The 7,928-nt window shown below is 30.3% G+C and carries 9 protein-coding genes; all 9 read left to right on the top strand.

Annotation, left to right across the window (positions count from 1 at the left end; all coding sequences use genetic code 11):
• The first annotated feature begins 245 nt into the window (after positions 1 to 245).
• The 9 genes from ACH5TW_RS00110 to ACH5TW_RS00070 all read left to right on the top strand — a co-directional run bounded on the left by ACH5TW_RS00110 (position 246) and on the right by ACH5TW_RS00070 (position 7,655).
• Positions 246 to 677 carry a hypothetical protein gene (locus ACH5TW_RS00110; protein ID WP_439334440.1) on the top strand — a complete coding sequence of 144 codons (432 nt, stop codon included), beginning with the start codon at positions 246 to 248 and terminating at the stop codon, positions 675 to 677.
• 157 nt (positions 678 to 834) lie between these two features.
• Positions 835 to 1,305, top strand: a complete 471-nt coding sequence (locus ACH5TW_RS00105) for a hypothetical protein (RefSeq protein WP_439334439.1) — start codon at positions 835 to 837, stop codon at positions 1,303 to 1,305.
• A gap of 781 nt (positions 1,306 to 2,086) precedes the next feature.
• Entirely contained in the window at positions 2,087 to 2,476 is a 390-nt protein-coding gene (locus ACH5TW_RS00100) for a hypothetical protein (RefSeq protein WP_439334438.1), read from the top strand.
• 160 nt (positions 2,477 to 2,636) lie between these two features.
• Entirely contained in the window at positions 2,637 to 3,578 is a 942-nt protein-coding gene (locus ACH5TW_RS00095; RefSeq protein WP_439334437.1) for a 5'-nucleotidase, read from the top strand.
• Positions 3,579 to 3,740: 162 nt separating this feature from the next.
• Positions 3,741 to 4,667, top strand: a complete 927-nt coding sequence (locus tag ACH5TW_RS00090) for an SIR2 family protein (RefSeq protein WP_439334436.1) — start codon at positions 3,741 to 3,743, stop codon at positions 4,665 to 4,667.
• Positions 4,668 to 4,793: 126 nt separating this feature from the next.
• Positions 4,794 to 5,489: a hypothetical protein gene (locus tag ACH5TW_RS00085; protein ID WP_439334435.1), complete on the top strand. Its 696-nt coding sequence runs from the start codon at positions 4,794 to 4,796 to the stop codon at positions 5,487 to 5,489.
• Between the two features lie 160 nt (positions 5,490 to 5,649).
• On the top strand, positions 5,650 to 5,985 hold the full coding sequence (locus ACH5TW_RS00080) for a hypothetical protein (protein ID WP_439334434.1): 336 nt from the start codon (positions 5,650 to 5,652) through the stop codon (positions 5,983 to 5,985).
• Positions 5,986 to 6,348: 363 nt separating this feature from the next.
• Positions 6,349 to 6,840 carry a glycine-rich domain-containing protein gene (locus ACH5TW_RS00075; protein ID WP_439334433.1) on the top strand — a complete coding sequence of 164 codons (492 nt, stop codon included), beginning with the start codon at positions 6,349 to 6,351 and terminating at the stop codon, positions 6,838 to 6,840.
• Positions 6,840 to 7,655 carry a hypothetical protein gene (locus ACH5TW_RS00070; RefSeq protein WP_439334432.1) on the top strand — a complete coding sequence of 272 codons (816 nt, stop codon included), beginning with the start codon at positions 6,840 to 6,842 and terminating at the stop codon, positions 7,653 to 7,655. Before ACH5TW_RS00075 ends, ACH5TW_RS00070 begins: the two co-directional genes overlap by 1 nt.
• Positions 7,656 to 7,928: the final 273 nt, after the last annotated feature.

The raw sequence follows: 7,928 nt of genomic DNA, 5'->3' as shown, positions 1-7,928 counted from the left end.
TAAAAAACTACACACAACAACGTGTATAATTAATTACTACGAATTTCCTAATCGGAAATTCCTAACAATTAATTATCTTAGGTGCTAATCGGAAAATGACTCGTGTCCTTTTCCGTAACTAATTCATACACGAACACGTTGTACACCATTTACGTAAACCATTGAGAAAACTGAACTCCATATTGATTGTTATCTTTTTTACCTTGACAAATATTGTATTTAGTCAAGTTAGCGGAACAATATTAATGGACTCATTATCATTGCCTGGTGCTGAAATTAAATTTAAAAAGTCTGACAAAACAGTAATGGCGGACTTTGACGGAAATTTTGTTTTGCCTTTAGAATCTAAAACTAACAGTTTGATTATCTCTTACGCTGGATTATCCATAGAAATTAAAAATATTGAATTCAGTAATGGAAAATTAGATATTGGAGAATTTGAAATACCGTATTTTAAGGATATTTCAATAATGGAATTCGAGCAACTTTCGGAATCGGAAAAAGAAAACTGTCTACCGACTTATTGTTGGGGACAATTGTTAGGATACTTTTCAACCAACAAACTTGAAAAAGAATATCTGACTCTGAATTGTAAAGAAAAAATCACAGAATTCGAGTTTAATCCGACAACTAAAACCGTAACTGTTGATTGGAATAAAATAAAAGAATGTGAATAAAAAACGGTGTACAACAAAGCATAAAATTAATGGCTAGTTTTAGCTTACTTGGAAAATTCCTTCGGAATTTTCCGCTGGCAAGTTTCTATTTATTAAATTAGTGCTTAAACGCGCCACTAATATTATACGTAACCGTTAGCGGCAAGTAAAACAAACTATGGCGAGAAAAAAAATAGAACTTGGTGATATTTTCGAATTAAAAACTGGCAAAGGTTATGTTTATCTCCAATGTGTGCGGATTCCTGTAGACAAACGGCAGGACGTGGAATTAATTCGTGTTTACTATAAGATACATCCGACACAGATGATTGATATTTCTTTTATTCAGAAAAGTTCCTTTTTTTATTTAAGTTTTGTACTTCAAGCAGCATACAACAGAAAAATAGTTCAAAAAGTAGGAAATTCAACTTTAGAACCTGACTTTAAAACACCGAGATATTTCAAAACAGAAAATCCTTTCGGAGAAGGATGGCACATTATAGATTCAGAAAATTGGCACAGGGAAACAATAGAAAAATTAACAGCTGAACAAAGGAAACTATCTCCTTGGGGAGTCTGGAATGACACATTAATTATTGAGAGATTGGATGAAGGGTGGACTCTGGAAAAATGGAAAATAGAAAAATAAACCTGCCGCTAACACCGTGTATAATTAATGGCTAGTTCGAGCTTGCTTACGAAAATCCTCGCGGATTTTCTATTCGGTTTGTATTTGCTAAATTAGGTGCTTAAACACGCCACTAACCATACACAAAACCGTTGCCATTCATTGCGGAACGCACTCATTATCAAAAAAATAATTTTTATCTATTAAGAATATGGATACCATTATCGGAATTTTAATGTTAATCATTGTGATTACAATGTTTTATTTCATCATAAAACAGGTTTCTTTTCCAAAACATGATTTTTCAGGTGATTTGGAAAAAGAAAAAGAATCGTATGGATATACAATCTCAAAATTACATGGTTTCATAAATGACATCAAATCCCTTTTTCGTAAATAAAAAACTAAAGTAAAATTTATCAATTTTGCGGAATAAAAAATCTCGTCGAACTTTTAGCTCGTTTGCGGAATCGGAAGCTAAATTAAAAATATAAAACCAAACTATGTGCTGAATTTAGCAAGTTGAGGAATTATTCACTCAATTGGAATTAAAAAAAATTGCAGAGTAAAACGCAGACTGAATTCACTCAAACTCGGACAAAAAAAGAAAATATCAACTGAATTCAAACTGAAAGAAAAACAACGAAATGGCAACAAAGTATAAGAAATAATGCTTAAATTTATTCCTAAATCAAAAAGGTAGCGCGTATTTGGTCTCTCTGATTTTCCTACGGAAAATCCTCGGACACAAAAACGCACTATTCTTATACACAACCGTTGTGCATAATTTGAGAAACAGAATATGAAAATAATTTTACTGACATTTTTGATTGGAATTTCAAACATCCAAATCAACCAAGAAAAACCTATTGACAAATGGATTCAAGAAATCGTTGACGAAATGATTGAAATGAATGACCTTGGAAAATATAGTGAAAAAGAAATTCCTTCTGATATAAAAGTTAATTTTATTATGGTGGAATCCGTGAAAGACATAAAAATTGAAAATGGAATTATAAGTATGCTCGTAAATCACGGCACTGGAAAATATTGTACTGAATTGAAATTTAAATACGTGGAAAAAGACAAAAATTTCTATCTGATTTTCGACGAACCCGAAATGAAAACAATACTCGGAACTGAAAGGAAATTTATTAATCCGTGGATTGAAAAAAATAAAGTATGTGAATAAAAACTATGCACAACATTGTATAAAAATAATGCTTAAGTTTAATCCTAAATCAAAAGGTTAGTGCGTATTTAGTCACTCTGATTTTCCTGCGGAAAATCCTCGGACACAAAATCGCACTATTCTTATACTTAACCGTTGTAGCCAATTAAAACCAAACGAAATGCCAATTGACTTTTCAGACATATTAGTAATAGGAGTATCATCAAGAGCATTATTTGACTTGGAGAAAGAAAATGAAATTTTTGATTCTGAAGGAATTGAAGGTTTTCGAAAATTTCAACAAGAAAATGAAAACGAACCTTTAGAGCACGGAACTGCATTTTATTTAGTAAAAAGTCTTCTAGAACTGAACAATCAAGCTAACAAACGAATTGTAGAAGTTGTAGTAATGTCAAGAAATAGTCCCGAAACTGGAGTTAGAATGCTTAATTCTATAAAAAATCAAAACCTAGATATAACAAGAGTAGCATTATCTGGAGGAGAACCTTTAGCACCTTACATTGATGCGTTTGATGTGGATTTATTTTTATCTAAAGACAGTAAAGATGTTCAGACAGTTATAGATTCTAAAACTTGTGCAGCTGCAACTTTGTACGCACCTCCAACTCAATTTGACCCAAAAGATAATCGAGTGAAAATAGCATTTGATGCTGACGCAGTTTTATTCTCTGACGAATCTGAATTAAGATACAAAACAGAAGGAATGGAAGCATTTCATAAATATGAATCAGAACACGAAGATGAACAATTAAAAGAAGGTCCTTTTGCGAATTTATTAATTAAATTATCGAAAATTCAAGAACATCTACCAACAAGAATTGAATTATCACCTTTAAGACTTTCAATTGTTACAGCAAGAAATGCGCCATCACATATGAGAGTAATTAAAACATTAAGAAAATGGGGAGTTTATGTTGATGAAGCCTATTTTTTGGGAGGTCTTTCAAAAGATAAAGTTTTAAAAGCATTTGGAGCACATATATTTTTCGATGACCAAGACACGCATCTAGAATCAAGTAGCAAGGTCGTACCATCTGGAAAAGTTCCTTATGACTCAAAATCTGAATTAACAAAAATTGAACAAAAAAGAAAGAAAAAATAACTGGCTACAACAACATATATAATTTATTGCTGGTTCTAGCCTACTTACGAAAATCCTCGCGGATTTTCTATTTGGTTTTTATTTACTAAATTCAGTGCTTAAAACACGCAACAAATCATATATAAACCCGTTAGCAGCAAGTAAAAACGACACCCGAAATAAATGAAAAATTCAATTCTATTTGGAAACGGAATAAATAATTTGAGTAAAAATAGAATTCCTTGGAATGACCTTTTGAATAAAATTAAAGGAATCTCAAATTTTGATAACGGAACATTACCAAATACTTTTATCTACGAAAGAGCAATCTTCGAAAATCACTCTTCAAATGATATTCGTGAAACGGAATTTAAAATTAAAGAATCTATATCAGAATTATTATCTACAATTGAAACAAATGATTTTTACAGACTATTATTTGAATTAAATTGTGAAAATTATTTAACGACTAATTATGACTATGCTTTAAAAAACTACATTTTAGAAACTGAAGAATATTTAATTGAAAATCATAGTACAGAAGATATTTATAGTATCAGAAGACAAACTCAAGTTTTCAATAAAGAACAAGAAGAAATTTGTAAAATATGGAACATTCACGGAGAGATTTCTAAACCTATTTCAATTATGCTTGGACTTGACCATTATTGCGGTTCAGTCAGCAAACTTGATGCTTACGTAAAAGGAACTTATGATTTTCAAGAAAACTCTAAAAAAATCAATGTAAAAAAAATGTCTGACAAACTTAAACAGAGAGAGTTTGACAATCGTTCTTGGTCTGAATTAATATTTAATTCAAATATTCACATAATTGGATTATCATTAGATTTTAGCGAAACTGACATATGGTGGATTTTGACTAAAAGAGCAAGAATGATTAAAGACAATAAAACAAGTGGTTTAATAAACAACAAGATTTACTTTTATGACAAAAACATTAAAAAAGATAAAGAAGAACTTTTAAATTCATTGAACGTAGAAGTTATTAAATCTTCTAAAGATTATGGAGACAATTGGTCTGAATATTATTTAGATACAATAAATCGAATTAAAGAAAAAATACCTGCTGCTAACACCGTGTATAATTAATTGCTGGTTTTAGCCAATTTACGAAAGTCCTCGCGGACTTTCTATCTGTGTTTTATTTGCTAACTTTAGTGCTTAAAACACGCAACTAATCATACACAACAACGTTGTGGGTAATTTACACTCGATATGAAAAGAATACTAAAATTGATGTTTTTGACAGTTGGTACAGTTTGTTTTTTGCAATGCCAAGAGAAAGTGAATATCTCGAATGGAATTGCATTTAACGGAAAACCTAAAATTGACTCTGAAACTCTAAAAAATTTAGACAGTTTAAATATTGATTTTCAATTAAGAGGAAATTGCTATGCATTTAGCAGTCAAAAAAACGCTAAAGAATCAAATGGAGAAGCTCATTCAGAGAATATTCCAAAGTCTAATAATGGAAAGTTTGAAAAAGATTTGTTCGGACTTTATTTGAGTGAAAACGAACTTCAAAAAGTATATGAGAAAAATATTGGACATACTCTTTATTTAATCAACACGACTGACAAAAATATTGACTTATCAGCTCAAGATAGTCGACTTGACATAAAAACAGAGGTTAAATCTAATATTGGAATGTGGACTGAAATCACATATTTACCTTCAAGTTGGTGTGGAAATAGTTATCATACAATAACTCTTGGTACAGACGAGTATTGGGAATTTGTTCAACCAGTATTTAAGGGAAGTTTTAAAACAAAGCTTCGCTACAAATTGGTATTAGAAGGTAGTACAATTGTTTCCAATGAAATAAAGGCTTTTATCAACCCTGAACAAATGGATAAAGACAGAAAAGAAGGTTATGAAGCAAACAACATAATGGACCCTTACAATGAATAAAAACTACCCACAACAAAGTATAAGAAATAATGCTTAAATTTATTTCTTAATCTAAAGGTTAGTGCGTATTTGGTCTCTCTGATTTTCCTACGGAAAATCCTCGGACACAAAACCGCACTATTCTTATACACAACCGTTGGCATACATTTAGAGTGACTTTATGGAATATAAATGGAATCCCATTGATAAAGGAAATTCGATTGGAACAATTGGTTCTGAAGACGGAAAAATATTAGAAGATGAGGAAAATTCATTTGGTGCAAGAATCACTTTGGAAGAAGACGGTTCAATTGCTCCTTATTCAATTACAGTTGGAATTTACGGACTAATATTTCATACTGACTTTTATAGTACACTTGAAAATGCAGAAAACGAATTTAAAAACTTCAAAAAAAAAGTTGAAAAAATAATAGAACATTATTTAATTGACGAGAACAATAGAGATACATACTGGAATGAAAAACATAATCAATTAATGGAATCAATAACTGAATGAAAAAAAAGAATCGATTTTTTTACATCTGGATTATTGGAAACATTCTTTTGTTAGGACGATTTTTAATCGACCCTTTTTTAATATTATGTGGACCCTGTATTCCTGATTACCCGTGTCCACCTTGTAGAACTGAATTTGCGAAAGATATCTGGATTTATTTTCTAATATGGAATGTATTATTTGGAATAGTATTTATAATAAAAAAGAAAAAAACGTATGCCAACAAAGCATAAAATTAATGGCTAGTTTTAGCTTACTTGGAAAATTCCTTCGGAATTTTCCGCTGGCAAGTTTCTATTTACTAAATTAGTGCTTAAACGCGCCACTAATATTATACGTAACCGTTACCACCAATTACCAAAAATGACTGAAGAACAAAACGAAATATGGAATAAAATTCAAAACTTTGAAATTGACGACATAGATTCTTCTTTCACATTTACTGACAGATTAGCGAGAGAAAATGGTTGGTCAATGGAATATTCGCTTAGAACTATTCAGGAATACAAAAAATTTATTTTTCTAATTGTTATTTCTGATTTCCCTCAAACACCTTCTGACCAAATTGACCAAGTTTGGCATCTTCATCTACTTTACACAGAGTCGTATTGGATTGAACTATGTAAAAACACAATAAATAAAAATATTCATCATGGACCAACAAAAGGTTCAGAGGAAAGGAGTTTATTTAAAGAGCAGTATATCAAAACACTTGAATTTTATGAATCATTATTTAATGAAAAGCCACCAAAAGACATTTGGATTGATGTTAAAACTAGATTTGATGAAATTCACTTTACAAGAGTTAACAGAAAAAGAAATTGGATAATACCTAAACTACGATTTAAAAACTAATGAAAATACTATCTCAAATAACACCTGCAGAAACAATGCTTATTAAGGATTCTTCTGTACAATTGAAAGATTTAATGAAATTCACTTTTATGGATTTACTACTCAAAAAAGTAATTGAAATTAAAGAGATAAATAAAAAGTCACATCCTAGAGATAACTACATTAGAACTTACACTTATGTTATTTTAGGTAAAAACTTCAACAAATACAAACCAAAAAATCACGAATTAATTTACTTAAATCCATTTATAAAAAGTCCATCAATTCAAATACTATTTAAGAATTTTATAAAGATGGCTTACGATACTTCAAACGGAAGCTGGAGTTTTAAAAAATCGACAAAAAGCAATCGGGTGATTAACCCATATTTTAAGCAATCATTTTTATTAAACTTGTTTAAGCTAAATAAATTAACGGACAATGGAATTAAAATAAAAAAAGAAATATCTAACTATTTAAATAAAATTGACAAAAGCATTGACCATCTACTTCATAATGACAAGAAGAAAGGATTAGAACTTTTACTGAGTATTGGAGGAAACATTTTTTTATTAAAAAACTTAGATTTTCAACTTTTAAAAACAATTGATAAGGAATTACTAAATCAACAGAAAGTTTTATATAATGACACTTATGACTCAGATAGTGATTGGTGGCTATACATTGACTTTTTCGAAGATGATTATATGTTTGATTCTTATTTTGATAGTTTTGATGACACTTTAAATTCATTTGATTCTGAATTTGATGCATCAGGATGTTCTTCTGACGATAGCGGATGTAGTAGTTGCGGAGGATGTGGTGGTTGCGATTAAAAAAACTGGTGGTAACAAAGTGTATAATTAATGGCTTGTTCTCGCCTACTTACGAAAATCCTCGCGGATTTTCTATTCCGTTTTTATTTGCTAAATTAGGTGCTTAAACACGCCACTAATCATACACAAACACGTTGTGTGCAATTTGAAAACCTGCCAGTTTGTAACATTTTTGAAGAAGAACCGTCAGATAGCCAATCAATCAAATATAAAAAAAATGAAATCAAATCAAAAAACAGGCAGAATTGCAGGAGTGTTATTATTATTCGTTTT

It is taken from the genome of Thalassobellus sediminis (assembly GCF_044386045.1).
Lineage (GTDB): Bacteria > Bacteroidota > Bacteroidia > Flavobacteriales > Flavobacteriaceae > Thalassobellus > Thalassobellus sediminis.
This window is presented reverse-complemented; position numbering and strand designations above follow the sequence as displayed.

Bases quoted from the DNA above. Each gene is read 5' to 3' on its own strand.
- ACH5TW_RS00110 (WP_439334440.1), top strand. From the start codon at position 246: ATGGACTCATTATCATTGCCTGGTGCTGAAATTAAATTTAAAAAGTCT.
- ACH5TW_RS00105 (WP_439334439.1), top strand. From the start codon at position 835: ATGGCGAGAAAAAAAATAGAACTTGGTGATATTTTCGAATTAAAAACT.
- ACH5TW_RS00100 (WP_439334438.1), top strand. From the start codon at position 2,087: ATGAAAATAATTTTACTGACATTTTTGATTGGAATTTCAAACATCCAA.
- ACH5TW_RS00095 (WP_439334437.1), top strand. From the start codon at position 2,637: ATGCCAATTGACTTTTCAGACATATTAGTAATAGGAGTATCATCAAGA.
- ACH5TW_RS00090 (WP_439334436.1), top strand. From the start codon at position 3,741: ATGAAAAATTCAATTCTATTTGGAAACGGAATAAATAATTTGAGTAAA.
- ACH5TW_RS00085 (WP_439334435.1), top strand. From the start codon at position 4,794: ATGAAAAGAATACTAAAATTGATGTTTTTGACAGTTGGTACAGTTTGT.
- ACH5TW_RS00080 (WP_439334434.1), top strand. From the start codon at position 5,650: ATGGAATATAAATGGAATCCCATTGATAAAGGAAATTCGATTGGAACA.
- ACH5TW_RS00075 (WP_439334433.1), top strand. From the start codon at position 6,349: ATGACTGAAGAACAAAACGAAATATGGAATAAAATTCAAAACTTTGAA.
- ACH5TW_RS00070 (WP_439334432.1), top strand. From the start codon at position 6,840: ATGAAAATACTATCTCAAATAACACCTGCAGAAACAATGCTTATTAAG.